Genomic DNA, 24,650 nt, shown 5'->3' on the forward strand with positions numbered 1-24,650 from the left:
GTCCTCATCCAGTTCGCCTCCGCACTCTGGGCAAACATCATTGACCGGATCATCAATAAATTCACAGCATTCGCTGCAGTAATCATCCTCATCTAACTTGCTTCCACACTTCGGACATCTCATAAAATCACCCTATAAAGTTTTAATGAATTCCTTGATGTATTTGTCACAGAATTCCCATGTATGCTCTCCGGAAGCCTTGATGAATGTGGCATCAACGTTTCTGGACTTCAAAAATTCATGAAAATCAACATTCTTTTCAAACAGGAAGTCATCAACGCCACAGGCCATGAAAATTTCCGGAAGGTCTTCGCAGGAATCTATCAGATACTTCGGATCCATGTCAGAATCTTTAACCTTATCCAAATCACCGAAGATTGATTCATAAAAATCCCTTGAGCGCAAAACATTACCGTCATCAGCATAATCAACCATATCATCAGTTATCAAGGCAGCAGAAATCATGCCTATTTTAGAGAAGTTCTGTGAGTATTTCAAACCGTTTCTTATAGCTCCATAACCTCCCATTGAAAATCCTGCGATAAATGTATCCTCCCTTTTATCGGACAATGGAAATATGTTTCGGGTAATGTCAAGAAGTTCCTGGCCTACGTACTCACCGTAATATGCATGCGCCTTTCTGTTGTCGACATAAAAGCTGTTTTCCCCGCATGGAATTACAATAGCTATTCCGTTGTCTTCTGCAAACTTCTGAATGGATGTGTTTGCAAGAAAGATATCGTCACTTCCGTACAATCCGTGAAGCAGATACAAAGTCCTGTATGGCTTTGGAACGATTTCCTCTGTATCCTGCAGGAAATGAATGTTGTCTGAAGGCAGAATCACGCTGATTGAAGTTCTTCTCTGCAGGCTTTTGCACTTGACATCTCCTCTAAATAGAACCATTAAAAACACCTACGTCCACAATTCTGTTATAAACATCGGACTTGCGTCTTCCGCCTTTTCAAATCCGCAGTATTCATAGAACTTTGCTTCGAGATCATATGCAATAACTACGATTCGCAAATAGTCCTTATAATGGCTTTTGATACGTTCAACCAGTTCCTTTCCTATTCCCTTCAGCTGATAATCGGGATGGACCAGCAGGTAATGGACATATGCTGTCATTATCCCGTCATCCATGGCACAGATCATGCCTACCAGCTTGTCACCGTCCCATGCGGAAAATACCGTTTCGAAGTTCCTCATTGCAATCACCAGTTTTTCCGGGAAATGGCCTGAAGACCATTCGACAGATAAAAACAATTCTTCCAGTTGCTTTTTGCTAAAATGATGCGTATTCTTATAAATTATTCCTTTCATTAAACCACCCTATATTCTGTCCATTTGTTTGAGAAATATCTGTAAACGTAAATTCCAGCCCTTACATACCAGTCAATAAACATTGCAATCCATGTTCCGAACACTCCAACGCCCATCCAATCGGCTATCACATATGAAAGGGCTATTCTGCAAGTGAACATTACCGCCAAACTGATGTACATCACGGATTTTGAATCTCCGGCTCCTCTGAATGTGGACGGCAATGTGAAGGATATCGGCCATATTATTATTGCAAATATCCCATGCCATATTACCATTTCAGTTGTCATGGCTGCAGTTTTGGCTGAAAGGTTGTAAATGCCCAATATTTGAGGCAGAAATGCAAATATGATTGCATTGATGAACACATGTGAAATGATTACGATGACAAGGCATTTTTTATTGTAATATCTGGCCTGTTCATAATCTCCTGCTCCGACACACCTTGAAATCACTGCAGTCAGTCCCAGATTGATTGCAAAACCTGGCAAGACTGAAAATATTCCGATTGCATATCCGACTGAGTTTGCAGCTATTGCCATTGTCCCGAATGTGGATACAATGCTTAGGACCAAAACCCTTCCCAATTGGAAAAGGCCGTTTTCGACACCATAGGGAATTCCTACCTGCAGCACCTTTTTGAGTATGACGCGGTCAAACTTATGCTTTAAAGTCCTTTTGATGTGCAGTTTATAGTCCTCATCAACCACAAAGTACAGAATCGCAAGCGCCGCAAGCAGTCTTGACAATACTGTCGGAATGGCCACTCCACGAACGTCCCATCCAAGATAATAAATGCAGATTGCGTTTCCTATGACGTTCAAAATGTCGCAGACGAGCAGAATCTTCATAGGAAGGGATGCGTTGTTGGTTGTCCTGAATATGGCTGCGCCCGCATTGTAGATTGCCAGAAACGGAATTGACAATGCCACAATATATAGATACATGTCAGCATTTGCCCAAACGTCAGCTTCAATCTGACCAAAAAGGACTCCAATGAGAACCTTTCTGAGAAGGATTGCCACAACCATCAGTATTGTGGACAGTATTGTGGAAAACCAAATGAGCTGTGTAGCTGAGTTTCGTGCCTTTTCAATCTGATTGTCACCAAGATACTGGCCGGCTACAACAGCACCGCCTGTTCCAAGAGCTGAAAATGAAAAAATTAGAAGTTGAACCAGAAAGTCAACCAAGGAAACCCCTGAAATAGCCGCTTCACCTAAAGATGCAACCATTATGGAATCTGCCAATCCCACAAAAAATTCCAATCCGTATTCTATCAGTAAAGGGATAAACAATGCAAGCAAAGCCCTATTTGAATAGATATAACCTTCAGGAGTTTTAAATAAATTATTAATGTTCATATTATCAGAAAAAATAATTCTAAATAATATTATCTAGATAAAGACATATGAACTTTTTTATTTATCCAATTATATTAATAAAAAAAGAATTGAAAGGTAAAAAGATTACCTTATAAAGTTTGTACGAGGCTTTTCTTCTTCAGTCAAGGCCAAACCTTTTTCTTTGCCCGCTTCAAGACATTCCAAGAAATATGCCATGTTGTGAGCAAGCTGCCTCATGGTGCCCATTCCCTCTTCATCCTGGAGCACTTCTTCAGGAGTGTTTCCGTGAACCATGTTCCAGTAGAATGATGAAATTATAGGCATCTGGGAAATACCTAAATACTTAATCAATTGGTCATAGGTTGCGGTTGTGCCCCCACGCCTTGCAGAACATATTACAGCTCCAGGCTTATGCTTGAATGCCTCTGCGCCTGAGCCATGTGAATTTGAGTAGAATGCCCTGTCCAAGAATGAAGTCATAGACCCGTTTGCACTTGCATAATATACAGGAGAACCGAATACGAATGCATCTGCATCGTATGCCTTCTGGACGAACTCGTTTACAACATCATTGTCAAAAGTACATTTTCCTAATTCCGCACATTTTCCGCAGGCAATGCATCCTGTAATTGGTTTTGTCTTAATCCAGAAAATTTCTGTTTCTATGTCATGACCTTCCAAGGTCTTTGCTATTTCGCTGAGAGCTGTGTAAGTACAGCCGTTCTTATTTGGACTTCCATTAACCAATAAAACCTTCATTTTAATAATCTCCATCAATCAATCTTTGAACTAAAAAGTGTCCTTTTTTGAATTCAAGTGAACCTTCTTTAACGCCTTCTTCATCAAATGATTCGCATTCATCACCTTCACGAGCTGAATCAAATATTACTAAAGGCACATTATCACGAGTGTGGGTTCCAACGCTGATTGGTGTTGGATGATCAGGCAGGATTGCTGCCCTGAAGTCCTGACCTTCAAGGCTATCTATGATCGGTCCGACAATAAACTCATCAATCCTTTCAATAGCTTTAACTTTCTCTTCAGTATTTTGAGCGTGTCCTGCCTCATCCGGAGATTCTATATGAATCAGCAATAAATCAGTTTCCTTTAAAGCATTGATTCCATATTTTCCCTTAGCTTCATAATCTGTGTCGAAGTATCCGGTAGCTCCAGGCACATTGACGATGTTCATGCCTGCGAAGTTTCCGATACCTTTAAGCAAGTCAACACCTGTAATCACTGAAGCGGTGATGCCATAGGTTTCCTCAAAGTTAGGAAGGCTAGGAGTTACACCCTGTCCCCATAGCCAGACCATATTGGCTGGAATTTCTCTTTTCTGATTGACTTCAGCGTCTTTAAGATATTCCCTTGACTCAAACATTATATTTTGGATTTCCTGAGCCAATTCACATTCGCCAAACAAATTGTCCAAAAGCTTTTCATTGACAATGTCGTGAGGAGGCATTGTCTTGATGCTGGATAAGATTTCAGCATCCTCAACGCTGTCGCAGGAGTATATGAACAGGTGCCTGTAGCTGACTCCAGTATAGAATTTGCCTTTGAAATCAGGATATTTTTCAGTGAAATATTCATTCAATCCTTTCATCAATTCATCAGCTTCTTCAGTGGAGATATGGCCTGCATTGAAGTCATCCATTTCATCATTTTCACTGAATATTGTATTGCATCTGAATATTACGTCTTTTGGAGTTGTAGGAATTCCTTCGCTTCCTGCTTCCAATGGTCCTCTGCCAGTATAGAAATCAGCAGGGTTATATCCGAAAATGCTCATGTTTGCAACATCGGAACCCGGTGTGTACTGTTCAGGAACATTGTTTGTGAATCCTCCAAATCCTCCGCGAGCCAATTTATCAATATTAGGAGTATTGGCTACCATTAAAGGGGTTTTGCCATCCAATTCATCTACAGGGTAATCGCTGGACCCATCTGGAATAAAAATTACGTATTTCATGTTATCAATAAAATTAAAAAAAAAATAAAGTTTTTAATTAGCTTTTATTTCTTAAAATGCTAATTAAATCGGTCAACATCGCAGAAGCAGTTTCAAGAGAACCTGCTCCAAGTCCCATTACAGTTATGTCTCCGGCCAAATCGGTTTCGACTGTGGCCATGTTCAAGGTTCCGCTTATGTCATAGGAGCTTCCCCTTTTAACCAAACGAGGAGATACCTGTAAATTATCAGGAGACACTTCAGCTATTAGCTTAATCAGATAATCGTCCTTTTTGGCAAGCTCAATAGCTTGTGAATTGATGCTTGAAATGCCCTGAACCTTTACATCGCTGTAAGTCGCATCGATACCCAATACGGAATTTGCAAGAATTACTGTCTTGCATGCGGCATCGATACCTTCAACATCTTGGGTAGGGTCGGTTTCCGCAATACCCAATTCCTGTGATTCCTTTAAAATGACTTCATAATCTGAACCTTCTGAAGTCATCCTTGACAATATGTAGTTGGTGGTACCGTTCAAGATACCTTTGATTGATTTTATGTCGCAGGATGAAAGGGTATCCCTTGAGAAGTTAATTATTGGCATGGATCCTCCGACACTGGCTTCATATTTGAATTCCACACCTGCTTTTTCTGCTGCACCAACAACTTCTTTGAATTTTAAGGCCAAATGACCCTTATTTGAGGTCACAACATCTTTTCCCTGTTCAAATGCCTTAAGTGTTAGTGAAAATGCAGGTTCTGCATCAACGATATTTGTAGGAGTTGCTTCAATAAGACAATCATATTCAACAGCATCTAAAACATCCATTCCACTTACATCAGACCCGAATTCCGGGTATGCTGATAGTTTTCCTTTCTCTTTTTTAGTATTTACGAGTAGTTCTTCATCCAATCCATCCTGTGAGATTGCAGATGAAGATGAATCAGCTGCAGCGACAACCTTTACGTCGACTCCAGTTTTATCCTTAATCAAATCTTTTTTCATGGAAATGGCATTGGCAACACCTTGGCCCACTGAACCAAATCCCATAATAATGACTTTACATTCATCCATAATAATCACTTAAACTTCATTAATTACTAACAAATCCTTTTCGGAAGCAATTTCTGCAATTCTATTGAATATTATTTGCTTTTTGCCTAAATCCGCTTCAATATTAATCAATGCTGTGGATTTATCTTCACCATTTAACTTAATGTCAAATGCCACAATCTCAACACCATCCAATTCATTTATCCTGTCCATGGTGTCCCTTAAATCCTGATCTACGATATGGCCAAAGAGTATAGTGGTGATTTTCTCTTTTCTGACTACTCCGTCCATTTCAATTATGGTGAATCCCAATTCTTCAAACTTGTCCACAACGTTTTTCAGTTCCTCATGTTCTCCTTCCAAAGTGAGTTGAACCGGAACCATTCCGTTATCATTCTTATAGTCCCTTTTGTGAATAACGGTTACCAGATTAGCGCCAAAAGTACTTATTGGCTCCAATACTTTAACCAATTTTCCAGGACTATCCAAAAGTTCTAGAACTAAATTTATTCTCATTTGAATCCCTCTTAATTAGTCCATTCAGCTCTTTTTACAACGAGATTTCCGTCTTTGTCTATTTTTGCATTTCTTAATATCTTTTCAGGATTTTTCTCCTGAGATTTATCTTCACGTGTTAAATTTAAATTATCGGTAATATACCAGGTTTCATCTGAATCCGGAATATCTTCTAAGATTTTTGAGAATTTTTCTATAATATCTTCTGCATCTTTTTCGATTGACATTATTATAAACTCCTAATAATTAATAATATATTTATTATGTTTTTTAATATTAATAAAGTTAAAGAAAAAATGGGTGAAAAATAGCTTAAAAAAAATCATTCAAGGAATTGTGAAATGTCAGTATCCTTTATTATTTTCTTTCTCAGAATCTTGTCAATTCCTGTTCCGTATTGGGCTGCCTTTTTTTGCCTGTAGGCTATTTCATAATCAAGGCCCTCTTCAAAAGCCAGTTTTCTTAAAAAGCTTTTTCTCATATCGTCATGCATGGAAACTATCTTTTTGTTGTCCGGAATATTCAGTACCAATTCCACCAGTGCCTTGTCTAAAAACGGCAATCTCAACTCAACTGAATTGAGCATTGAGCATGCGTCATCACGTTCAAGGTTAACATGATACATGTTTGACATGTCTTCGCGCAAATCATAATTCAGTGTTCCATCAACGAAGCTTTTAAGATATCTCTTATATCCTCCAAACAGCTCATCGGCACCTTGGCCTGAAATTGCCACTTTGATTCCATCGCGGGCAGCCATGGCTGTTGCGAAATAGGTTGTAAGGCCAACGCCAACCTTCATGAGATTATCGTCACCGATTGCCTTTACGACTTGAGGCAATGCTTCACGAATCATGTCTTCTGTCACTTCACAGATTTCCAAAGGAAGGTTTATGGATTTTGAGGCCTTTATTGCAGCTTCGACATCCTTTGAGCCTTCAATTCCAACCGCATAAAGAGTGACTTTCAGCGGAACGTTTTCAGATATTTCCTTTAAAAGCAGTGCCAGATATGAACTGTCAACTCCTCCTGAAAATATTACTCCAACCTCGCTTAATCCTTCAATCCTTTTAACCAAACTCAATCTTAAGAACTTGTCTATCTTGTTTACGTCCCCTTCAAAGACCTTTTCATAGATTGCCTGTGCTGGAGATATGTCTTCCCAGTTATAAAGGATGTGTTCAGGCTTTAGTGTGCTGATGTCAGTGAATCCGACTTCTTTTAATGAATCCCTTGCTGATGCAAATCCGCATGAATCATCATTCTGTGAATAGAATAACGGTTTGACACCTAACGGGTCGCGTGCAATAGCCAGGTTTTCACCGTCCCAAACAGCAAAGGCATAATCCCCATCAATCATCCTGATTGCCATCTGAACTGCCTTCAAGAGATCCCCCTTATTGTAAAAGTCAATCAGATAAAGCAGGGCTTCGCTGTCTGAAGTGATTTCCGCTTCAACGCCAACTTTTTTAACAAGATTTCTGATTGTTGCGAAATTGTAGAGTTCCCCATTGAAAACCAAAACAAGATTGTCCTTTGAAACCGGCTGCGGCTTGGACAGTCTATCGTTTCTGTCATAAATGGAAAGCAGATTATGGCCGAAAGCTATCTCATAATCACTGTCATCCACGAATTCATCCAAATCTATGTCTGTGTAAATTTCATCCAAAAAGATTCCTGATGAATCCGGACCCCTATTTTTAGAGGCCTTTAACATTTTAACGATATCCTCTGATTTAACTTTGCCTTGCAAACCTACTATTGAACACATGATATAATATTAAATTCTAATAATACTTAAAATTTAATTTGAAAAAAAGAGTCGGTACAATTTTATATGCTTATTCGATTTTTACATGTTTTTGTATTCAATTTGCATTTGAAAGTCTGAAAATGTCAAAATTCCTTTTTATTTTTATATAATTCCTTTATTTGTTTGTCTGTAGTAATTTTCGACTTTATTGGATGTCTTTTCTATTTTTTCATTATCTACATATCTGTGGAAATAATTATTGATGTCTTTTCTTATAAAATCTCTCAATATTATTGGAATGGCCGTATAATTTTACATATATTGTTTATTTTTTTATTACTTCTTGTTTTGAATTTTTTACATTGATAAGGGCGTTCTCTGAATTCAGTTGCTTTTTTTATATTTGCTCGTAAATATTGTGCCTTTTTTGATTACATTGTGGCTTCCACAAACTGAACAAATTGAATTATAATATTTAAAAATATTATTTTCATCTGGATTTACAGACCATATTTTTAGCTTTTTTGCAAAGATTTATATACACTATTTAAAATATAATTAACTATTAATCAAATGAGGTGAAAAAATGAAATTCGATAAAACAGTTATTGCAATACTCACAATTTTTATTGTAATTATGGGTGTTGCTGCCGTTTCTGCCGATGATAATCTAGGTGACAATAATGACCCTAACATCGGCGACGATGATGACCAAGACGACGATCTTGGCGACGATGAAAACGACGATGAAGAAAATGAGGATGATGATGAGGAAAACTCTGACGAAGAGGATGTTAGCCCAAGCCCTGATGAAAATGAAACCAGTCAGGAAGGTCCGGAAGTAATCTCACCTGCTAAAGGAAATACTGAATCAACAACCGATTATTCCGTAAACGCTACACTTTCCACAGACAATGCCTCAGCAGCCCAAAACAATACACCAACAGCTTCAGCCGGTGGCGATGCAATTAATACAGTAGCCGACCATGCTACAGGTAATCCAATTTTTGTTTTATTGGTTATTTTAGCTGTTTTAGGTATTTATCCATTAAAAAGATGAATTTAGGGTTTTTTAACCCTTAAACTTTTTTTATTTTTGAATTTATAAAATTTTATAGGCTTATTTGATTTTTATATGTTTTTGTGTTCAATTTGCATTTGAAAGTCTGAAAATGTCAAAATTCCTTTTTTAGTTTTGTATAATCTATTATTATTTCTGGATTAGTTTGTCTATGCTAAGTTTCTACTTTATTGAATGTTTTTTCTATATTCTCATCATCTAAATGTTTTACGTCTGCGGAAGTGATAAATGATGTGTTGTAATGAGATTTTTTAATACTGGAATGGATCTATAATTCTGCAAATATTGTTTAAATTATTCGATTGTTTCTTATTTTGAATTTAGACTGAAACAGTTTTTCAATTCTTGCGATTTTTGTAAAATTTGAAAGAATCCTATAAAATTTTACAGACAAAAAAAAAGAAAAAAAAGATTAAAGTGAAACATCAGTTCTTGTGAAATAGATATTGGAAATAGCTAAACCAATCACGAAAGCGGCTAAGATAATTCCATAAGATACTGCAATACTTGTACTATACTTTGCTATTTCACCAGATGCAATCAGATATGGGCATACCCATGGCACAAATGGTGCCCAGTTTTGTCCGTAAACCATAAGATTCACCAATGACAAACCTGCACCCCCCACCATCGCAGGAACCATATTTGTAACCACCAATGATAGGAATACAAATGGAGAAAACGTTAAAAACAAAAGTACATTTGCAAACAGAAGCTGTGCAAAGCTATCAATGAACAGTTTTAAACTGAATCCATCAAGACCCGCAATGAAACCAAATACAAGTGTTGAAAAGCTTGTAACCATTGTCAAAATCACAACCCACATCAAAAACATCATGTATTTGCTTGCCAAGAATTTGCCTCTGGACACTGGAATGGTAAGCATTGTTTTTAGAGTATGCTCGTTGTATTCCCTGCCAAACAGGTAGGATATGATTATTGCAAAAATCAGAACCGCAAACATTGCTGACATATACATATTCACATTTGTAAACAGCATTTCAAAAGTGTTTCCTTCATCAAATGAAGTAACTGCAATAAACATTAAAAATGGAGGAAGAATTGCCCCCAAAAGACTTAACAGGAATATTTTAGACCTTTTAAGTTTTAAAAATTCCATTTCTATAAAAGTAAACATCAAATCACCTCAATTATTAGATACAAATCGTGTAAAGAACTCCTCTAAATTTTCTTCACATAATTCCACTTTTCTCACGTCAATTCCTGCCCGGACAAATAATGCATTGAATTTGTCCCTTAAATCCAAATTCGAATATAGGCGAATAGTGCCTTCCCCATTAAAAGTGAAATCTATATTTTCCTCTAACCCCAACTCTCTAAGGATATTGATTGCCAAATCGATATTGGACACTTCGAATTCGACGAATTTATCCAATCTTTTAAATAAATCCTCTCTTGACATTTCTTCAATCAATACTCCTCTATCCATAAATCCGATGACATCGGCAATGTTTTCTATTTCACTCAAAATATGTGATGAAATCAAGATTGTTATTCCAAATTCATGGGACAATCTTTTAAGCAATGCCCTAATCTCTTTAATTCCAAAAGGATCTAGGCCATTGATGGGTTCATCCAGAATCAGTAGTTCAGGACTGTGCATAATAGCGGCTGCTATTCCCAGACGCTGTTTCATCCCTAATGAAAAGTCTTTGAATTTTTTTGATTTTTCACAGTCCAAATTAACAATTTTAAGAACTGAATTAATATTGACTGGATTATAATCTCCCCTTAACTTAGCAATGATTTTTAAGTTTTCATAAGCTGTTAAATTTTCATAAAATCCAGGAGTTTCAATAATGGAACCTATTTTTGGATAAATTTCTTTTGAATATTTATCAATGCTTTTTCCAAAAAGAAATATCTCTCCGCTACTCGGATATGTGAGATTTAAAAGCATACACATGGTTGTTGTTTTTCCAGCTCCATTCTTGCCTAAAAGTCCATAAATTTTGCCTTTCTCAACATGCATATTTATGGAATCTACAACTTTAGTTTTGGAATATATTTTTGACAACCCTTTTGTTTCGATGACATAGTCTGCCATGACCAAAAACCTCCAATAAATCACTTGAAAAAATAAAGTAGAATGTTTAAAAACATTCAAACTATTTAATTGATTCCCTATATATTGATCCGCATACTCTGTTGAAAAATACACTCATATAAGAGTCTATGAACAATCCTTCAATTATTGCAATAACTATTGATATGACAAATGCCTGATTGTTAACAGTTGCGGCGAACAATATGGTTATAAAGCTCAGTATAAAGCTTATAGCTACTGAAATAATCATCATTACAATGAGTGTAAACAAGATTATTCCGATATATTTTCCCCATCCAAGATTTGAAATATTACCAATTATCTCACTAAAATCAAATGCTTTTTTAAGACTATCATGCGCAATCATATTGTTTAACGCCATAATAAGGAAGAAATATGCAATTATAAACAATAGGGTTGAAATTATCAAGATAAGGGGCAATATTGTTGATTCACTCACCAAGGCCATTCCCATCACCAAGACAAGAATTGGAATGAGATTATATGCCATGGCGACAATGAAATATTTTACTCCACTGACGAACTTAGCCGGAATATCACCAAATCCAGGAAGACCATCTTTCTTATCTATTGAGAATTTTACAAAATCATATTGATATCCCATTATTAACAAGGATATGATGAATCCAACAATAGTTAAGCCGGCTACAATATAAATATCACCGGCAGGCAGCTGCGAAAATGGTATTTGGGAAAGAGTGCCGTTGGTCATTTCATTAATGTGTACAGCAGCTCTGAAAATATCCATGGATTTGAAACCTATGAATGTGGATATTACACTTATTAATGCAAACAATACTCCAAAGCATAATAATTTTTTGATGTCATTGAAAGGATACTTCAATCCTTCTACAACACAGTCAGTTATGCTTGCCATTCAAATCACCCTATAACTGCATTGTGTATAACAATCCTATGGATCTTGCATTGAATATGCTTAGATACGGTCCGACAATGAACATTGCAATTGCGGAGTTAATCAATGCCCCCAATAAGAATATTCCGCTTAGATCGGCACCTAAAATAGCTCCTGAAAGTCCAAATAGTGTGAAAATTCCATAGATTATTGCAGTCACGACAAGGGATATGACCAAAGTTATTATAATCAATCCAACATATGTCGCGATGCAGTTGAACCATCCGACTTCATCTATTACCTCTTTGATTTCAGTGACTGCAAACGCTTTTGTAAACGCACCGTCATGGTTTGCCATATGACATAATCCCATTTGGTTCATCAGACATGCGACTATCACTAAAACAAATGTGATTAAACATCCGATTATCATCAATGCGGATGAGGCAACACCTGTGATGCTTGCTGAAATAAATGCAAAAATCAAAAAGACAATGAACGGAACAAGCAGATATCCTATTTGGACTATCACGACTTTCACACCATCCACAAACATGCCTATCAAATCATCAAATTCCGGCAAAGGATCTCTCCCGTTGATTATGCCGTGGACTGCTGTGTTAATAACTCTGTAATTATATCCTGTAATTAAGAATAATGGAAGGAACAGAAAGCTAAAGAAACAGATTACTCCCAATATCACCAATGTTTTCCAGTCTTTTGCTGAATATTCAAGTGCATCTTTATATATGTCTAAAATCATTATTTATCACCTAAAAATAATCGTCATCGAAAATGAATATCTCTTCCATAATGAAATATCTTTCTCGATCTCCTTTGAATAACATTTTATTGAAAACCTGGGTTATCTCGTAAGCTAAAAATAAAGATGGATTGTACCTGCCATTTTCCAGCGCATTAATTGTTTGGCGGGTAACTCCAACTTTATCCCCAAGTTCTTTTTGGCTCATCTTGAGCTCTTGTCTTAAATATTTAATCATGGTTCTCATAGTTAATCCCATATATTATCATTTTGCAAAAAGTATTTAAGTACCAAAGCAATTATGTTAAAAACTAATTACTTATGTTAATGTTACATTACACAGTATATAAACTTTACGGTTATTAATAAAACATATAAAATCAGCTTAAAATAAGAATAAATAATATAAAATAATCTATACAATTAAAATAATTTAAATTAAAATTAAATTCGGTTTTAAATAATTTTTTACTCTTTAATTATTATTTAATAAAGAATAATAAGTTTTCAAGTATAAAAATAAAAAGCAAAATATTTATATATTAAGTAATTTATCTTTAACATATGTAACATGACCATAACATATTTTGTTGCAAAAATAGCTCCAAGCAGAAGTGATACTAACATTACCTCATCAAACATTTTCCCAACTTATCTGCTTGGTTATAAAATTCCAAGGATTTTATCCTTAAAATGATTGACAAATAATGCACCAGCCATTCCAATAAGCGCTCCTGCAAATACATCGCCAGGATAATGCACTCCCACATAAACCCTTGAAAATGGAATAATCAATGCAAATATGATTAAAGCTGTGCTTACAGCCAAATAATGCTTTTTAATCAATTCCCTCATGTTCAAAACGAAAAATGTTATTACTGAAAACGTTGATGCAGTATGGCCTGACGGGAACGAATACGGATCGTCCTCAACAATCAACAGATTAACATTATCCAATACCAAAAAAGGCCTTGGTTCATTAACTATATGTTTCAGGCACAATACGATTATATCAGACAATAAAAGTGCAATCAATGCCAAAATGACTATTCTTTTTAGAGTGTTTCTCTTTGTGAACCTTGCAAACAGGATAACTACAACCAATATGCAGACCATGAAAATGAAGCCACCGAAATGAGTGAACAGGGGCATTATCAAATCAAAAATTGGATTATGCATATTATGGTTTTAATGAAATAAAATAAATCAACATTAATGGACATCTAATCACCTTAAAAGAATGGTACAATCGAATATACTGTTATCAAAACAACCACTGTCAAAATCACAATTGCTCCAAGAGGAACCTTTTTCCATGCAAGGCCTGCAGCCACTACAGCACCGATTAAACCTATATACCAAAGCTGATTGTCAACGGTCAATACTCCAGGACATATCAGTGCCGCAAGGGCAGTATACGGAATAAGATTCAGGAATTTCTCCACTTTTGGTGAAAAGTTCAATCTGTCAATGCACAATGCAGGAATCAGCCTTGGAATGAATGTCACGACAGCACAGCCTAAAATAACTATCATTATATAATCCATTAGGCATCACCTGAAAGCAAGTATTCGTCATCAACAATATACATTCCTATTGCAGCTCCCAAAAGTGTGGAAACAATCAAAGACCAATTTCCCAAGAATTGACCTAAAACAACATTTAAAACTGCAGTTATCAGCACTAAAAGTGCGATTTGTCTGCTTTCCTTTATGGATGGAATCAAAATGGCTACAAACAGAGCGTAAAGTGAAATATTGAAACTGTTTGTAACAATCACCGGAAGCAAATCCAACAGGACCACTCCAATTCCAGCTCCCAAACACCAGCTAAGCCATGCTGTAATGGCTATTCCAAGATATATCCAGATTGAAGAGTCTTCGCTCAATGAAAACATTGCAAATGATTCATCCACCGTTACATGTGCAGCCAAAATGTTTAATGGAAGATTTGATTCCTCCACCTGATTCAATACACATGTGGACATTACAAAATACCTCAGATTGACAACGAAATTTGTCAATATGATAGCTATTGCCGTTGCGCCTGAAAGGGCCATTGATGCTGCAATGATTTGGCCTGCACCTGCATAAACCAGAAATGACATGGATATTGTTTCAAAAGGAGTGAAACCGGCCTTTATGGCTATAGCAGCATAACCGATTCCCATCGGAACATATCCGAAAGTAATTGGGATTCCCTTTTTGGCACCATCGATAAACTTAGCTCTCCTGGAAATAGTAATGTCTCCTTAAAATTAAAATAATAAAAAAAGAAGTAATTTAACTTAATAAATTACTTATCTGATCAGTTGTAATCAAACCTAAAACTGTCATATCCTCATCAACCACAGGCAGACAGGATATATCAAATTTACGCATTTGGCGAGCAATATCCTCTATTGCATCATTTGCATTACAGTACTTGACTGTTGTTGTCATGATATCCTTCAACTGATTGGAATCTGTAGCGATTGACTTGGACAAGTCCCAGCTTGTAACGATTCCTATTAGCTTATTGTCATCTGTAACGACAGGAATGTGAGTTACATGCTTATCCAACATCAGTTTGGCCGCTTCAACCACATCGGCATCGGCCCTGATTGTAGCTATTTGTTCCATCATGATATCCTCAACAACATTGTCGGAGAGGAAATTTGCGAAAAGATAGTTGAGCTGTCCGGTTTCAAGCAGAAATGCATCATGGCCATAGTTTGATTTTATTTCAGAAAAGGATACCTCAACCTCATTGGCGTTCAGTGCGGTTACGATTTCAGTACTTTGCTCTGTTGGATACAGCCAGTCTGAATCAACTGAAAGCACTTTAACTTTTGCTTCAACATCCTTCAATCCGTCAATCAATGAACCGTTAATGGATAAATCAAATAAATCTACAGCTTTTGTAATGTAGAGATAGCTGTTTGCATCAAAACGCTTTACAAAGGTTTCCCCCTGATGCTTCAAGTAGCTTTCGACCTGGAAATCAACTGTGAAGTCATAGCTGATTTCATCCTTGTCCTGAAGTCCGCGTCCGAATTTGATGTCCATTGACTCATCGCTTAAATAGGTAATGTGAGCAATCATGCGCGCCAAGGACAGGCCGCTTCTTGGAATTACGTTGTTTTCATAATAATTGCCGTTGTTCCAGTCAGGGTCTGAAAAGATTGACTGACGACCCACTGCATTAAATGCTATCTGCTGTGGTGAAGACATTGCAGCGGTAGCTATCGGGATTGCCTTTTTCATCATTGCAGGATAGGACACTATCCATTGCAGAACCTGCATTCCGCCCATTGATCCTCCAATAACTGCATATATCTGGCTGATGCCAAAGGAATCTATCAATTTCTTTTGAACTTCAACCATGTCCCTTATTGTAATTACAGGAAACTCAAGGCCATATTCCTTATTGGTTTCCGGATTAATGGAACTAGGTCCGGTTGTTCCTTTACAACCTCCCAATACATTTGAACAAATTATAAAATACTTTTCAGTGTCTAATGCTTTTCCTGGGCCAATAACAATATCCCACCATCCAGGCTTCTTATCTCCCTTATGCCAGCCGGCAGCATGGGCATCGCCTGTCAAAGCATGACAAATTAGGATCGCATTTGATTTTTCCTTATCGAGCTCTCCATAAGTTTCATAAGCAACAGTAACATTTTCAAGTGTTCTACCACTATCTAACTCAATTGGCTCTTCAATATCATAATATTTGGTTTCAACAATGCCAACAGATTCTTCACTCATTTTAAAACACCTAACTTTTCAATAGCTACTTTGGAAGCTGCCTGTTCAGCTTCTTTTTTATTTTTACCTTTACCTACACCCATTTCTTCACCATCAACCAAGATGGCTATTACAAATGTCTTATCATGAGGTACTCCATATTCCTTCAATATCTTATATGAAACTTCTACTTCATGAGCATCCCCATATTCCTTCATGGCAGATTTATAGTCTGCAAAAAAGACCTTTTCCTCATCTATATACTTGAAAATCACCTTGGATGCATAATCCTTTGCAAAATCAAGGCCTTGATCAAGGAATATCGCTCCCAAAAAGGATTCGAAAATGTCTGCAGTAATGGACAGTATCTCGTTTTTAGTCAGATTGGACTCTTCGGCAGATACATTAAGATAATCATGCAAACCCAATTCATGAGAGTAATAAATCAACGCATTCTGACATACGAAATTTGCCCTTAATTTGGTTAGCTTTCCCTCTTCATACTGAGGATATTTGTTGTACAAGTACTCTGAAACAATTAAACTTAAAACTGAATCACCTAGAAACTCCAATCTTTCATAGGTGTATCCCAAGTTATGTTTTGTACTGTATGAACCATGTGTAAATGCTATTTTATATAACATCTCATTTTCAGTTTCTATCCCAAATTTCTCATATAAATTCATAATTAAAAGCCCAGTTTTTATTTAATACCACTATATAATATGAAATTACAATTATATAAAAGTAATATTTTTAACGAAATTATTTCTTTTCAAATGCTCTTTCTCTTCGCTTATATTAAAGGCAATGCAAAATTATAATTAATTAGGATATGATACCATGATTATTAATTGGCAAGAAGAAATAACAAAAATCGACCCTGACATAAAGTTCAGGGCTCAAGGCGGATGGCTTAAAACCGTAGAAAAGCTAGATAAAAGCGTTTCAAACGGATACTCCCTTGTTGGAGATTTCGTCCAAGCGGGAAATTTCGAGGCAGAATACAGCGAAGGAGTTTATCTTGACTGCAATAAAGAGGGAACATCCAAAAAACCTCAGCAAGACTACAGACTATTCAGATTCAAAGACGGACAAGTAAGACTGCTTGATATGGTAATCGATGGTGGAAAAGGCTGGGCTCCGGAGCTGTGGGATGCCGTCGAAGACGAATTTTAAAAAAAAATAAGAAGATTATTCGGAAATCTTGCCTCTAGGCACAAATTTCGAAGTTCTCTTAACTTGAATGTATTCTCCAGGTTTAGGGCATTTGTGATTTTCAAGCAAAATCAACTTATGGTCTAAATTTTGAGAATAGTTCCTTTCTTTTCCATCGATGAGTCCTCTGAAGTTCACACCAAACTCACCGGTTCCTCCGATATCGACTGTCAGTTTTCCGGAGGAATCAAGATTATCAAAGAAATCCTCAAGATCCATCATCTCAAATAAAGGTGCTTTGTAACTGAAAGCCATCAGACCATTTAAATTCTCCCTGATCTGGACTTTTTCTTGATCTATTTCAATGAACTCTTTTGTTTTTACATTGGTTATTCTAATCTTATCTGAAATTTCATTACCTAACATGATATCACTAACCTATGTGACAAAATTTACAGCATTCACAGGTAGGCTCAAAGTAGTTGTCATCAGGAACGACAATTGCCTTTTGAGCAAGCATGGTTACGTTGAATTTAGGATGATACTCTGGACTGACTTCCTTAGTTATCTTGGACAATCCCCTGTAGTAAACAGGCCTGTAGCCGGTTTGTGAGATATCAAAATAAAACTTTTCGCCATTTGCAAACTGTGAAAAGAAGCCTTCCAATTCAAGTGCCTGTTTTGGAGAAATTGAAAAGACAAAACCCATGGTATCGTCGCTTCTCTGCTTGATTCTGACGCTTCCAACATCGACAGACATTATATCATCATCTCCTCTTATAAAAACGATGCTGTCCACCAAATTTACATTATTTTGCTTAGCTACATCACTTAATCCAGTCATGATGAATCACCTAAAAAATATTTTGGTTTACTTAAAAATAATATAATCGCCAATAGTTTATAAATATATCTAAAATTGACTGTCAAGTTAAAAGTAGTTGAAAAATAGAGTTTGAAAGAAGATTATTAAATAATCTTCAAAGTTTGCCAACTTAAACTAGTCTTTGCCTAGTAGTTGGTTTTTTGTTTTGCCAGCTGTATCTTCTTAATTTTTTGGATTTACCGAATCCACAAGAAGCACAGACTTTTTTGCGTATGTGATAAGTGTTTCTACCACATCTTCTGCATCTGATATGGGTCTTTTTATTCTTTTTACCCATTGATGGAGTTCCTTTTGACATTGATACACCTCCCCAAGCTATCGTTAAAAATGTAATCTAGAATAATTATTGAATAATATTTATGGTGAAATATAAACAATATTGTCTCCTCTGATGAGGACAACACCGAGTCTTCTAGTGACTTCTCCGTCTTGTAACTCTTCTGCGTCATTAAGAACTAAGTTCATGTGTAAATCAAAGCTCTTAAGTATACCTCTAAATTCACGATCTCCTTTGAGTTTAATTAAAACTGGAGAGTCTACTGATTTTCCTAATGCATCAAGTGGTCTTTGAACATTATGTCCGCTCATTATATCACCTTATATTATTACAAATTTTAGTTTTATTAATCAAATTTGAGTAAATACTCATTATTAGACATAATATAATCAAGTTAAGATAAGACAAAACCTAATTAAAACTAATACTATTAATTATAATTCATCTACTATATAAATGTTACCTTATTTTTAACAAAAGGATTAAAAAAATTACTTAAATACTAATTATTTATGCTATAATATTTATAATTTACAAAATGATTAATTTTCAACTGCTCTTTCTCGCAGCTTAAAAGCAATGCCCATCAAACATCATATTACCAACAACTATCACAGGTCATTTGAATGAAATTTGATGAAGACACCTACATCGACTTGCTGCTTTATATACTATCCAGATCATACAACAAGCCAAATATAGGAAAGACAGTGCTCTGCACATTGCTGTATTTCATTGACTTCAACTATTACGAGCAGTACGGAAGGCTTTTGACAAAGGAAACATATATGAAGTCCAAAAAAGGAATCAAGCCGAAGCACTTTTCCAGAATAACCCAGGAACTGATTGACCGAAACCAGCTTTTCTTAAGAAAGGAACCATACTACAATCGGACAATCCACAGATACCGCCTGGCGGTCATCCCCCAAGTCAAATTTGACAGCGATGCTGCGGCGATAATAGATTCATCCCTTGAAAAGCTGAGCCACAACAATGCAACATCCATATCCAAATACGCAAGAAACGACCCTCCCTGCCATATCGCAAGGCTAGGGGAAAAGATTGACTGCAGATATGTCCTATTGAGAAACAGAGAATATTCCACAAGAAAACTCAAAGTTAAAAATAAATAGGTTTATCTATTTTGAATTTATAATATTATTCAATAAAAATACTATAGGCAAAAAACATGAGCATAAAAGTCAAAAAAAGAAACTTTCTTAAAAAGAAAAAAATCAAAGAGATAAAGGCTGAACTTGGAGAATACGGAGACCTGCTTCAAAACAAGAAAAATGTTGAAATCCTTGAAGCGGAACCTAACTCATTCATTTTAGTGGACGGCGAACCTTACATCATAATGATTGACGACAAGCCATTCCCAACCCTTAAGGCAGCCCTTGCAAACCAAATCGACAGCAAAAAAGTGACTGTTGATATGGGGGCAATAAGATTCGTAAGCAACGGTGCAGACATCATGAGTCCTGGAATTGTGGCTGCAGATGATGGAATCGAAAAGGGAGACATAGTTTTAATCATTGATGAAACACATGGAAAACCGTTGGCCATAGGTGTAAGTCTTATAAGCGGCGAGGAAATGGTTGAAAACGACTCCGGAAAAGCCGTCGCCACAAAGCATTACGTCGGAGACGACATCTGGAATTTTGAACTGTAGGTGATAAGATGGTCGAGCTAAGATATCGTGCAGGCAAGATAAATGACCCTGGAGTCCACAAAATAGGAATAATAGCCCTTGGATCACACTTGGAAAACCATGGCCCTGCACTTCCGATAGATACTGACGCCAAAATCGGCGCACACATCGCATTCCAGTCATCCCTGATGACAGGAGCCAAATTCCTGGGAATCATATTTCCCGCCTACGAACTGGATGAAATAAACCATGGAATCCACGTTTCCCTTGATGAACTAAAAGAAAATGTCATCAACACACTCAATTCTGCAAAAAAATTCTTAAACATTGAAAAAGTCGTTATTGTAAATGCTCATGGAGGAAACATTCCGCTTATGGCAGAATTATGGGAAATCGAAGAGAAAACAGATTTGGCCATAGTATTCAACAATCAGGTAATATCTTCAGAAGGCCCTCATGGAGGAAGCGGTGAGCTTTCAATGGCCAAGGTTTTGGGAATCATCGATGAAAGCGAAGTTGAAAACCAGGCTGATGTCAGCAGATATGAAGAAGTCGGCCTATATGGATTTACAGAAGCACGTGAAAATGATCCGAACATCGAAGAAGGCGCAAGAGACGTTGAAGAAAACGGCGTTTATGTTGACGAAGAGTACGGAGAAAGACTGTTCAATCTAGCTATCAACACAGTAATCCTTGATGTTGAAAAATTATTAGATTTTTAAAAAAAAAAGATAAAAAAATATTAAGCGGTATCATCACCGGAAGCAGTAGTGGTCTCCACTTTAGAAGAACCAGATGAAGAACCTGAATCTGAAGTGTGTTCTACATTAGAACCTGAATCAGTTGTGGTTTCTACATTTGAAGAATCTGAATTGGAATGTCCTTTGAGACTATCCAATAGCCCTCCTGATGAATCATCCTGCTTATCATTATTATTTTCCGAATTTGAGGAATCATCATAACTTCCATAGTCATTGTTATATTCTGAACCGTATGTTTTGTACTCATTATATGACGAATTGGAAAGTTCGCTTGAATCATCAGTTGCATTTGGGAAAATAGTTATTGTTCCGGTCATGGCTCCGAAAACGCTGGCCAGACAGAATGCAACCATAGCTATTACAAAAATTACTAATACTGTAGCAGATCTACTTGACAATATTAACACCTTGCAAAATTAATTAACTATAATATATTTGATTACTTATATAAATATATGTGGTAACTATGAAAACAATAAAAGAAGCTGTCCAATGTGAAATAAACATCAAAAAATCACAATTCATCTGCTCCTTGTTTCCAACCAAAAACAAAAAGGAATCAAAGGAAATCATTCAAAAGCTGAATGAACAGTACAGCGATGCCACCCATAACTGTACCGCATATGTAGTGAGCGACGGAGAAGGATTCGACGATGATGGGGAGCCTGGCGGAACCGCAGGAAAACCAATGATCAATGTCCTTCGAAAAAACGAGCTCCATAATGTAACCGCAGTCGTTACAAGATACTTTGGAGGAATAAAGCTTGGTGCCGGAGGCCTTGTAAGGGCATACTCCAAATCCGTGATGGAAGCCGTTGGCGAAGCCGAAATAGTTGAAATCGAAGAGTACAGTGTATATGAACTTATTTTTGAATACTCAGACATCAAAATAGCTGACACGGAAGTTAGAAACAATCAGCTGACCGCCATAAACAAGGAATACAGCGACAAGGTCATCTATGAAGTAGTCTCAAAAGACGATAGGGACATAGAACAAATATTTGAAAAATACTCTGGAAAAATAAAAGTCAGCTATAAAAACAAGCAATTTTTAGAAAAAATATAAAAAAAAGAAATGAAGAAACTTATTGTTCTTCAAAGTTTTCAGCGCCTACACCGCACATTGGGCAAGTGAAGTCTTCTGGTAATTCATCTGCTTCGTGAACGTAACCACATACTTTACAAACAAAAGCCATTTGGAATCCTCCTTATTCTACTTTTTCGAACATGTCAGCGGAAGCGCCGCACATAGGACATTTGTATCCTTCTGGGAGTTCTTCGTATTCTTCGGTTACAAAACCACAAATTTTACATTTAAATTTTGCCATTTATAACAATCTCCTTTAAATTGTATACTTTCATTAAATTTTCTAGTATTTAAACTTTTATAATTTAATTAATATTATCTTGTAATTAAAATTATTTAAGTTTTTTCAAACATTGTCTTCGGCATGCGGCATTTAGGGCATTTGAAAGAAGCAGGTAAATCCTCGAATTTTGTTCCTTCCGGAATATTTAAGCCCTCTTCTATATTGTCCTCATCAAAAACATAACCGCAAATCTTGCATTTATAAACTGCCATAAACTATCTCCTTCAATATTAGAATCTGTTTGGAACTTTCAGATGATCCGGAAGCGGCTTGATACGGGCAGGTGTTCCGATGGCCAAGTAGAACGGAGGAACTGAATGTATGACAATAGCTCCGGCAGCCACAATGGAACCTTCACCTATTTCCACATTGGACAGGAAAGTAGTATTTCCACCTATGGAAGCGCCACGTCTGATTCTAGGTCCCTGAAGTTCATAATTGATCCTAACAGGATATTTATCATTGGTAAAACAAGCGCAAGGTCCGATAAACACATTGTCCTCGATTACGGAATTGGTCGGAATATATACATTGGACTGGATGCTGACATCGTTTCCGATGATTACATCTCCTTCGATGACAGTGTTGGTTCCAATCAGAACGTCATCACCAATGTTGGTATTTTCCCTGATGACCACATTATGGCCTGTCCTGAAGTTATCTCCAATGACAACATCATTATAGATAATTGAATTTGACCTTATGGTGTAATTCTTACCTATTACAGGAGGTTTTGAGTTTGGAGAGTATTCCACACCAAACTGGATATTCTGGTCAGGAGGGAACTGGAGTTCCGGTTTTGAGTAATCTGGCTGTATGGATTTGTCTTCATGAGTTTCCCTTTTATAGATAATGTCGCTAGGCTCTTCTTTTGCAGGCACATAGACGTTATCAGGTTGTTGATAGGCAGGTTCTTGATAAGCAGGTCTAGGCGGTTGAGAATACAGTCTGTCATCCCTCATCTGAACTTGAGGTTGTCTGTCATAGTAATACTGGTTACTGGCCCTTACCTGTTCATAAGGTTTTTCTTTGTTTTTTGATTGCCTATCATCAAGAGTTTGTGAAAACTTAACCATATTATCAAACCTTTCTTTTAGTAAATTTTATTTGTTAATGAATTAATTTATGTATTTATTAAGTATATATACTAAATGGTTCAAATTTAATAAAATTACCCAATGAATTTTCTGTGAGCAATTTTAACATTGTTCTGATTTACCATTGCATATTGCATTGTCGTGTCAATTTGAACATGACCTAAAAGTTTTTGAACTTGTTCAATCGGCATTCCTTTATCAATTGCATTCGTTGCCATTGTTCTTCTGAATTTATGTGGATGAACTTTTTTAATATTGGCTTCTTGACCAATTTCACGTATTCTTCTCTCAACACCATTTATACCTAAACGTTTATATGGTTTTTTAAATGATACAAAAAGTGCAGGATTATTATCCTTCCTCGAGTCCAAGTAATTAAGTAAGTGAATTTTTGTTTTTGCATCAAAGTAAACTGTCCTTTCGGAGTCCCCCTTACCCAATACTACACACTCCCTTTCATTAAATAAAACATCATCAATATTTAGATTTACAAGTTCACCTACACGTATACCAGTTGAAGCCAAAAGTTCAATCATTGCTAAATCTCGGATATTAGTGCAGGTGTCTCTTAAAATTTCAAAATTTTCATCACTTAAAACTTCTTTTACAACTTTTCGGGTTTTAATCTTGTGAATTCTTCTAACAGGGTTTTTTAAAATATAATCTTCATCCTCCAACCAGCTGAAAAAGCTTGAAAGAACCCTCCTTATATTATCAATAGTTGTCTTAGAAGCTGCATTATTATTTTTATAATCCGCAAGATATTTCCTCAAATCATCAGTAGTAATGTCTTCAATTCTAAGCTTAACATAATTAAGCATTTTAAAAATTGTTGTTTTATAATAATTAAGGGTACGTTCAGAACAACCCTCAACTTGCTTAGCGGAAATAAAATTATGTAATAACTCATGATTTCCTTTAGATTCTGAAATTGATAAATTCATATCTTTTTCAATAACTTCAAAATCATTTAAAATAGCACCTAAG

The 24,650-nt window shown here is 36.3% G+C and carries 35 protein-coding genes and 2 pseudogenes; 6 read left to right on the forward strand and 31 right to left on the reverse strand.

Features of this window, described 5'->3' with window-relative positions; genetic code table 11:
• Window positions 1-132 precede the first annotated feature (132 nt).
• The 10 genes and pseudogenes from Q0W25_RS06615 to Q0W25_RS06660 form a co-directional block, all read right to left on the reverse strand.
• On the reverse strand, window positions 133-906 hold the full coding sequence (locus Q0W25_RS06615) for an alpha/beta hydrolase family protein (RefSeq protein ID WP_298520451.1): 774 nt from the start codon (window positions 904-906) through the stop codon (window positions 133-135).
• A 9-nt stretch (window positions 907-915) separates the two neighbouring features.
• The gene (locus tag Q0W25_RS06620) at window positions 916-1,323 is read right to left on the reverse strand and encodes a GNAT family N-acetyltransferase (protein WP_297824384.1); all 408 of its coding nucleotides are present in this window, start codon (window positions 1,321-1,323) and stop codon (window positions 916-918) included.
• On the reverse strand, window positions 1,323-2,681 hold the full coding sequence (locus Q0W25_RS06625; protein WP_367270524.1) for an MATE family efflux transporter: 1,359 nt from the start codon (window positions 2,679-2,681) through the stop codon (window positions 1,323-1,325). The genes Q0W25_RS06620 and Q0W25_RS06625 overlap by 1 nt, the downstream gene beginning before the upstream one ends.
• Before the next feature lie 111 nt (window positions 2,682-2,792).
• Entirely contained in the window at window positions 2,793-3,428 is a 636-nt protein-coding gene (locus Q0W25_RS06630) for a flavodoxin family protein (RefSeq protein ID WP_298520458.1), read from the reverse strand.
• A 1-nt stretch (window position 3,429) separates the two neighbouring features.
• Complete coding sequence (locus Q0W25_RS06635) at window positions 3,430-4,641, reverse strand: cofactor-independent phosphoglycerate mutase (RefSeq protein ID WP_298520461.1); 1,212 nt, start codon at window positions 4,639-4,641, stop codon at window positions 3,430-3,432.
• A gap of 37 nt (window positions 4,642-4,678) precedes the next feature.
• Window positions 4,679-5,698, reverse strand: coding sequence for a homoserine dehydrogenase (locus Q0W25_RS06640; RefSeq protein ID WP_298520464.1), 1,020 nt, complete (start codon window positions 5,696-5,698; stop codon window positions 4,679-4,681).
• Between the two features lie 9 nt (window positions 5,699-5,707).
• The gene (locus Q0W25_RS06645) at window positions 5,708-6,193 is read right to left on the reverse strand and encodes an amino acid-binding protein (RefSeq protein WP_297824394.1); all 486 of its coding nucleotides are present in this window, start codon (window positions 6,191-6,193) and stop codon (window positions 5,708-5,710) included.
• Window positions 6,194-6,204: 11 nt separating this feature from the next.
• On the reverse strand, window positions 6,205-6,420 hold the full coding sequence (gatC, locus tag Q0W25_RS06650) for an Asp-tRNA(Asn) amidotransferase subunit GatC (protein WP_297824396.1): 216 nt from the start codon (window positions 6,418-6,420) through the stop codon (window positions 6,205-6,207).
• Between the two features lie 95 nt (window positions 6,421-6,515).
• A complete protein-coding gene (locus Q0W25_RS06655) occupies window positions 6,516-7,964 on the reverse strand; it encodes an asparagine synthetase B (RefSeq protein ID WP_298520468.1) in 1,449 nt (482 codons plus the stop codon).
• Window positions 7,965-8,111: 147 nt separating this feature from the next.
• Window positions 8,112-8,304, reverse strand: a pseudogene (locus tag Q0W25_RS06660) (hypothetical protein); the annotation flags it as partial.
• Between the two features lie 228 nt (window positions 8,305-8,532).
• On the opposite strand from Q0W25_RS06660, the gene Q0W25_RS06665 reads away from it, so the two are divergent.
• Window positions 8,533-9,006 (forward strand): hypothetical protein, encoded by a 474-nt coding sequence (locus tag Q0W25_RS06665; protein ID WP_298520471.1) that lies wholly within the window; start codon window positions 8,533-8,535, stop codon window positions 9,004-9,006.
• A gap of 71 nt (window positions 9,007-9,077) precedes the next feature.
• On the opposite strand, the pseudogene Q0W25_RS06670 reads toward Q0W25_RS06665, so the two are convergent.
• The 11 genes and pseudogenes from Q0W25_RS06670 to rnc form a co-directional block, all read right to left on the reverse strand.
• Window positions 9,078-9,390 (reverse strand): annotated as a pseudogene (locus tag Q0W25_RS06670) (hypothetical protein); the annotation flags it as partial.
• Window positions 9,391-9,439: 49 nt separating this feature from the next.
• Window positions 9,440-10,165, reverse strand: a complete 726-nt coding sequence (locus Q0W25_RS06675) for an ABC transporter permease (protein WP_298520474.1) — start codon at window positions 10,163-10,165, stop codon at window positions 9,440-9,442.
• A 9-nt stretch (window positions 10,166-10,174) separates the two neighbouring features.
• Complete coding sequence (locus Q0W25_RS06680; protein ID WP_298520476.1) at window positions 10,175-11,095, reverse strand: ABC transporter ATP-binding protein; 921 nt, start codon at window positions 11,093-11,095, stop codon at window positions 10,175-10,177.
• Between the two features lie 61 nt (window positions 11,096-11,156).
• Window positions 11,157-11,993, reverse strand: a complete 837-nt coding sequence (locus Q0W25_RS06685; protein ID WP_298520479.1) for a DUF4013 domain-containing protein — start codon at window positions 11,991-11,993, stop codon at window positions 11,157-11,159.
• 10 nt (window positions 11,994-12,003) lie between these two features.
• Window positions 12,004-12,735, reverse strand: a complete 732-nt coding sequence (locus Q0W25_RS06690; RefSeq protein WP_298520482.1) for a DUF4013 domain-containing protein — start codon at window positions 12,733-12,735, stop codon at window positions 12,004-12,006.
• Between the two features lie 10 nt (window positions 12,736-12,745).
• Window positions 12,746-12,982, reverse strand: coding sequence for a helix-turn-helix transcriptional regulator (locus Q0W25_RS06695; RefSeq protein ID WP_297824411.1), 237 nt, complete (start codon window positions 12,980-12,982; stop codon window positions 12,746-12,748).
• Window positions 12,983-13,398: 416 nt separating this feature from the next.
• Window positions 13,399-13,914 (reverse strand): phosphatase PAP2 family protein, encoded by a 516-nt coding sequence (locus Q0W25_RS06700; RefSeq protein ID WP_298520484.1) that lies wholly within the window; start codon window positions 13,912-13,914, stop codon window positions 13,399-13,401.
• 53 nt (window positions 13,915-13,967) lie between these two features.
• Entirely contained in the window at window positions 13,968-14,282 is a 315-nt protein-coding gene (locus Q0W25_RS06705) for an AzlD domain-containing protein (protein WP_297824415.1), read from the reverse strand.
• Window positions 14,282-14,980, reverse strand: a complete 699-nt coding sequence (locus Q0W25_RS06710) for an AzlC family ABC transporter permease (RefSeq protein ID WP_367269910.1) — start codon at window positions 14,978-14,980, stop codon at window positions 14,282-14,284. The genes Q0W25_RS06705 and Q0W25_RS06710 overlap by 1 nt, the downstream gene beginning before the upstream one ends.
• A 37-nt stretch (window positions 14,981-15,017) precedes the next feature.
• Window positions 15,018-16,484 carry a homoserine O-acetyltransferase gene (locus Q0W25_RS06715; protein ID WP_298520490.1) on the reverse strand — a complete coding sequence of 489 codons (1,467 nt, stop codon included), beginning with the start codon at window positions 16,482-16,484 and terminating at the stop codon, window positions 15,018-15,020.
• Complete coding sequence (gene rnc, locus Q0W25_RS06720; protein ID WP_298520493.1) at window positions 16,481-17,149, reverse strand: ribonuclease III; 669 nt, start codon at window positions 17,147-17,149, stop codon at window positions 16,481-16,483. Before rnc ends, Q0W25_RS06715 begins: the two co-directional genes overlap by 4 nt.
• 157 nt (window positions 17,150-17,306) lie before the next feature.
• Here rnc and Q0W25_RS06725 point away from each other — a divergent pair, with 157 nt between their 5' ends.
• Window positions 17,307-17,642 (forward strand): hypothetical protein, encoded by a 336-nt coding sequence (locus Q0W25_RS06725; protein ID WP_298520496.1) that lies wholly within the window; start codon window positions 17,307-17,309, stop codon window positions 17,640-17,642.
• A gap of 15 nt (window positions 17,643-17,657) precedes the next feature.
• Here the strand turns inward: Q0W25_RS06725 and Q0W25_RS06730 are convergent, their stop codons facing one another.
• From Q0W25_RS06730 to Q0W25_RS06745, 4 genes are all read right to left on the reverse strand, one after another.
• The gene (locus tag Q0W25_RS06730) at window positions 17,658-18,047 is read right to left on the reverse strand and encodes a hypothetical protein (RefSeq protein ID WP_298520499.1); all 390 of its coding nucleotides are present in this window, start codon (window positions 18,045-18,047) and stop codon (window positions 17,658-17,660) included.
• A 7-nt stretch (window positions 18,048-18,054) separates the two neighbouring features.
• On the reverse strand, window positions 18,055-18,465 hold the full coding sequence (locus Q0W25_RS06735) for a hypothetical protein (protein WP_298520502.1): 411 nt from the start codon (window positions 18,463-18,465) through the stop codon (window positions 18,055-18,057).
• A gap of 151 nt (window positions 18,466-18,616) precedes the next feature.
• Window positions 18,617-18,805 (reverse strand): 50S ribosomal protein L37e, encoded by a 189-nt coding sequence (locus Q0W25_RS06740; protein ID WP_067042784.1) that lies wholly within the window; start codon window positions 18,803-18,805, stop codon window positions 18,617-18,619.
• A gap of 59 nt (window positions 18,806-18,864) precedes the next feature.
• Complete coding sequence (locus Q0W25_RS06745) at window positions 18,865-19,095, reverse strand: LSm family protein (protein WP_298520505.1); 231 nt, start codon at window positions 19,093-19,095, stop codon at window positions 18,865-18,867.
• A gap of 315 nt (window positions 19,096-19,410) precedes the next feature.
• Between Q0W25_RS06745 and Q0W25_RS06750 the strand changes: the two genes are divergently transcribed.
• From Q0W25_RS06750 to arfB, 3 genes are read left to right on the forward strand one after another with little or no spacing between them, the layout of a single operon-like run.
• Entirely contained in the window at window positions 19,411-19,917 is a 507-nt protein-coding gene (locus Q0W25_RS06750; protein ID WP_297824428.1) for a type II toxin-antitoxin system antitoxin SocA domain-containing protein, read from the forward strand.
• A gap of 56 nt (window positions 19,918-19,973) precedes the next feature.
• On the forward strand, window positions 19,974-20,456 hold the full coding sequence (locus Q0W25_RS06755) for an RNA-binding protein (RefSeq protein WP_297824430.1): 483 nt from the start codon (window positions 19,974-19,976) through the stop codon (window positions 20,454-20,456).
• Window positions 20,457-20,464: 8 nt separating this feature from the next.
• Window positions 20,465-21,157 carry a 2-amino-5-formylamino-6-ribosylaminopyrimidin-4(3H)-one 5'-monophosphate deformylase gene (arfB, locus tag Q0W25_RS06760; RefSeq protein WP_298520509.1) on the forward strand — a complete coding sequence of 231 codons (693 nt, stop codon included), beginning with the start codon at window positions 20,465-20,467 and terminating at the stop codon, window positions 21,155-21,157.
• Window positions 21,158-21,177: 20 nt separating this feature from the next.
• Here the strand turns inward: arfB and Q0W25_RS06765 are convergent, their stop codons facing one another.
• Window positions 21,178-21,594 (reverse strand): hypothetical protein, encoded by a 417-nt coding sequence (locus tag Q0W25_RS06765; protein WP_298520512.1) that lies wholly within the window; start codon window positions 21,592-21,594, stop codon window positions 21,178-21,180.
• Window positions 21,595-21,662: 68 nt separating this feature from the next.
• Between Q0W25_RS06765 and Q0W25_RS06770 the strand changes: the two genes are divergently transcribed.
• On the forward strand, window positions 21,663-22,262 hold the full coding sequence (locus tag Q0W25_RS06770) for a YigZ family protein (RefSeq protein ID WP_298520515.1): 600 nt from the start codon (window positions 21,663-21,665) through the stop codon (window positions 22,260-22,262).
• A 19-nt stretch (window positions 22,263-22,281) separates the two neighbouring features.
• On the opposite strand, the gene Q0W25_RS06775 is transcribed toward Q0W25_RS06770, so the two are convergent.
• The 5 genes from Q0W25_RS06775 to xerA form a co-directional block, all read right to left on the reverse strand.
• Window positions 22,282-22,392: a rubredoxin-like domain-containing protein gene (locus Q0W25_RS06775; RefSeq protein WP_297824438.1), complete on the reverse strand. Its 111-nt coding sequence runs from the start codon at window positions 22,390-22,392 to the stop codon at window positions 22,282-22,284.
• Window positions 22,393-22,404: 12 nt separating this feature from the next.
• Complete coding sequence (locus Q0W25_RS06780; RefSeq protein ID WP_297824440.1) at window positions 22,405-22,524, reverse strand: rubredoxin-like domain-containing protein; 120 nt, start codon at window positions 22,522-22,524, stop codon at window positions 22,405-22,407.
• A 95-nt stretch (window positions 22,525-22,619) separates the two neighbouring features.
• Entirely contained in the window at window positions 22,620-22,778 is a 159-nt protein-coding gene (locus Q0W25_RS06785) for a rubredoxin (RefSeq protein ID WP_297824442.1), read from the reverse strand.
• 18 nt (window positions 22,779-22,796) lie between these two features.
• On the reverse strand, window positions 22,797-23,384 hold the full coding sequence (locus Q0W25_RS06790; protein ID WP_298520524.1) for an acyltransferase: 588 nt from the start codon (window positions 23,382-23,384) through the stop codon (window positions 22,797-22,799).
• A 353-nt stretch (window positions 23,385-23,737) separates the two neighbouring features.
• A complete protein-coding gene (xerA, locus tag Q0W25_RS06795) occupies window positions 23,738-24,640 on the reverse strand; it encodes a site-specific tyrosine recombinase/integron integrase (protein ID WP_367270525.1) in 903 nt (300 codons plus the stop codon).
• Between the last annotated feature and the right edge of the window lie 10 nt (window positions 24,641-24,650).

Origin of the sequence: uncultured Methanobrevibacter sp., from assembly GCF_947166415.1 — an archaeon.
GTDB lineage: Archaea > Methanobacteriota > Methanobacteria > Methanobacteriales > Methanobacteriaceae > Methanocatella.

Excerpts from the sequence above, each read along its gene's own strand:
- Q0W25_RS06615 (WP_298520451.1), bottom strand. The coding sequence starts at position 906 with ATGGTTCTATTTAGAGGAGATGTCAAGTGCAAAAGCCTGCAGAGAAGA.
- Q0W25_RS06620 (WP_297824384.1), bottom strand. The coding sequence starts at position 1,323 with ATGAAAGGAATAATTTATAAGAATACGCATCATTTTAGCAAAAAGCAA.
- Q0W25_RS06630 (WP_298520458.1), bottom strand. The coding sequence starts at position 3,428 with ATGAAGGTTTTATTGGTTAATGGAAGTCCAAATAAGAACGGCTGTACT.
- Q0W25_RS06635 (WP_298520461.1), bottom strand. The coding sequence starts at position 4,641 with ATGAAATACGTAATTTTTATTCCAGATGGGTCCAGCGATTACCCTGTA.
- Q0W25_RS06640 (WP_298520464.1), bottom strand. The coding sequence starts at position 5,698 with ATGGATGAATGTAAAGTCATTATTATGGGATTTGGTTCAGTGGGCCAA.
- Q0W25_RS06645 (WP_297824394.1), bottom strand. The coding sequence starts at position 6,193 with ATGAGAATAAATTTAGTTCTAGAACTTTTGGATAGTCCTGGAAAATTG.
- gatC (WP_297824396.1), bottom strand. The coding sequence starts at position 6,420 with ATGTCAATCGAAAAAGATGCAGAAGATATTATAGAAAAATTCTCAAAA.
- Q0W25_RS06655 (WP_298520468.1), bottom strand. The coding sequence starts at position 7,964 with ATGTGTTCAATAGTAGGTTTGCAAGGCAAAGTTAAATCAGAGGATATC.
- Q0W25_RS06665 (WP_298520471.1), top strand. The coding sequence starts at position 8,533 with ATGAAATTCGATAAAACAGTTATTGCAATACTCACAATTTTTATTGTA.
- Q0W25_RS06675 (WP_298520474.1), bottom strand. The coding sequence starts at position 10,165 with ATGTTTACTTTTATAGAAATGGAATTTTTAAAACTTAAAAGGTCTAAA.
- Q0W25_RS06680 (WP_298520476.1), bottom strand. The coding sequence starts at position 11,095 with ATGGCAGACTATGTCATCGAAACAAAAGGGTTGTCAAAAATATATTCC.
- Q0W25_RS06685 (WP_298520479.1), bottom strand. The coding sequence starts at position 11,993 with ATGGCAAGCATAACTGACTGTGTTGTAGAAGGATTGAAGTATCCTTTC.
- Q0W25_RS06690 (WP_298520482.1), bottom strand. The coding sequence starts at position 12,735 with ATGATTTTAGACATATATAAAGATGCACTTGAATATTCAGCAAAAGAC.
- Q0W25_RS06695 (WP_297824411.1), bottom strand. The coding sequence starts at position 12,982 with ATGAGAACCATGATTAAATATTTAAGACAAGAGCTCAAGATGAGCCAA.
- Q0W25_RS06700 (WP_298520484.1), bottom strand. The coding sequence starts at position 13,914 with ATGCATAATCCAATTTTTGATTTGATAATGCCCCTGTTCACTCATTTC.
- Q0W25_RS06705 (WP_297824415.1), bottom strand. The coding sequence starts at position 14,282 with ATGGATTATATAATGATAGTTATTTTAGGCTGTGCTGTCGTGACATTC.
- Q0W25_RS06715 (WP_298520490.1), bottom strand. The coding sequence starts at position 16,484 with ATGAGTGAAGAATCTGTTGGCATTGTTGAAACCAAATATTATGATATT.
- rnc (WP_298520493.1), bottom strand. The coding sequence starts at position 17,149 with ATGAATTTATATGAGAAATTTGGGATAGAAACTGAAAATGAGATGTTA.
- Q0W25_RS06725 (WP_298520496.1), top strand. The coding sequence starts at position 17,307 with ATGATTATTAATTGGCAAGAAGAAATAACAAAAATCGACCCTGACATA.
- Q0W25_RS06730 (WP_298520499.1), bottom strand. The coding sequence starts at position 18,047 with ATGTTAGGTAATGAAATTTCAGATAAGATTAGAATAACCAATGTAAAA.
- Q0W25_RS06735 (WP_298520502.1), bottom strand. The coding sequence starts at position 18,465 with ATGACTGGATTAAGTGATGTAGCTAAGCAAAATAATGTAAATTTGGTG.
- Q0W25_RS06740 (WP_067042784.1), bottom strand. The coding sequence starts at position 18,805 with ATGTCAAAAGGAACTCCATCAATGGGTAAAAAGAATAAAAAGACCCAT.
- Q0W25_RS06745 (WP_298520505.1), bottom strand. The coding sequence starts at position 19,095 with ATGAGCGGACATAATGTTCAAAGACCACTTGATGCATTAGGAAAATCA.
- Q0W25_RS06750 (WP_297824428.1), top strand. The coding sequence starts at position 19,411 with ATGAAATTTGATGAAGACACCTACATCGACTTGCTGCTTTATATACTA.
- Q0W25_RS06755 (WP_297824430.1), top strand. The coding sequence starts at position 19,974 with ATGAGCATAAAAGTCAAAAAAAGAAACTTTCTTAAAAAGAAAAAAATC.
- arfB (WP_298520509.1), top strand. The coding sequence starts at position 20,465 with ATGGTCGAGCTAAGATATCGTGCAGGCAAGATAAATGACCCTGGAGTC.
- Q0W25_RS06770 (WP_298520515.1), top strand. The coding sequence starts at position 21,663 with ATGAAAACAATAAAAGAAGCTGTCCAATGTGAAATAAACATCAAAAAA.
- Q0W25_RS06775 (WP_297824438.1), bottom strand. The coding sequence starts at position 22,392 with ATGGCTTTTGTTTGTAAAGTATGTGGTTACGTTCACGAAGCAGATGAA.
- Q0W25_RS06780 (WP_297824440.1), bottom strand. The coding sequence starts at position 22,524 with ATGGCAAAATTTAAATGTAAAATTTGTGGTTTTGTAACCGAAGAATAC.
- Q0W25_RS06785 (WP_297824442.1), bottom strand. The coding sequence starts at position 22,778 with ATGGCAGTTTATAAATGCAAGATTTGCGGTTATGTTTTTGATGAGGAC.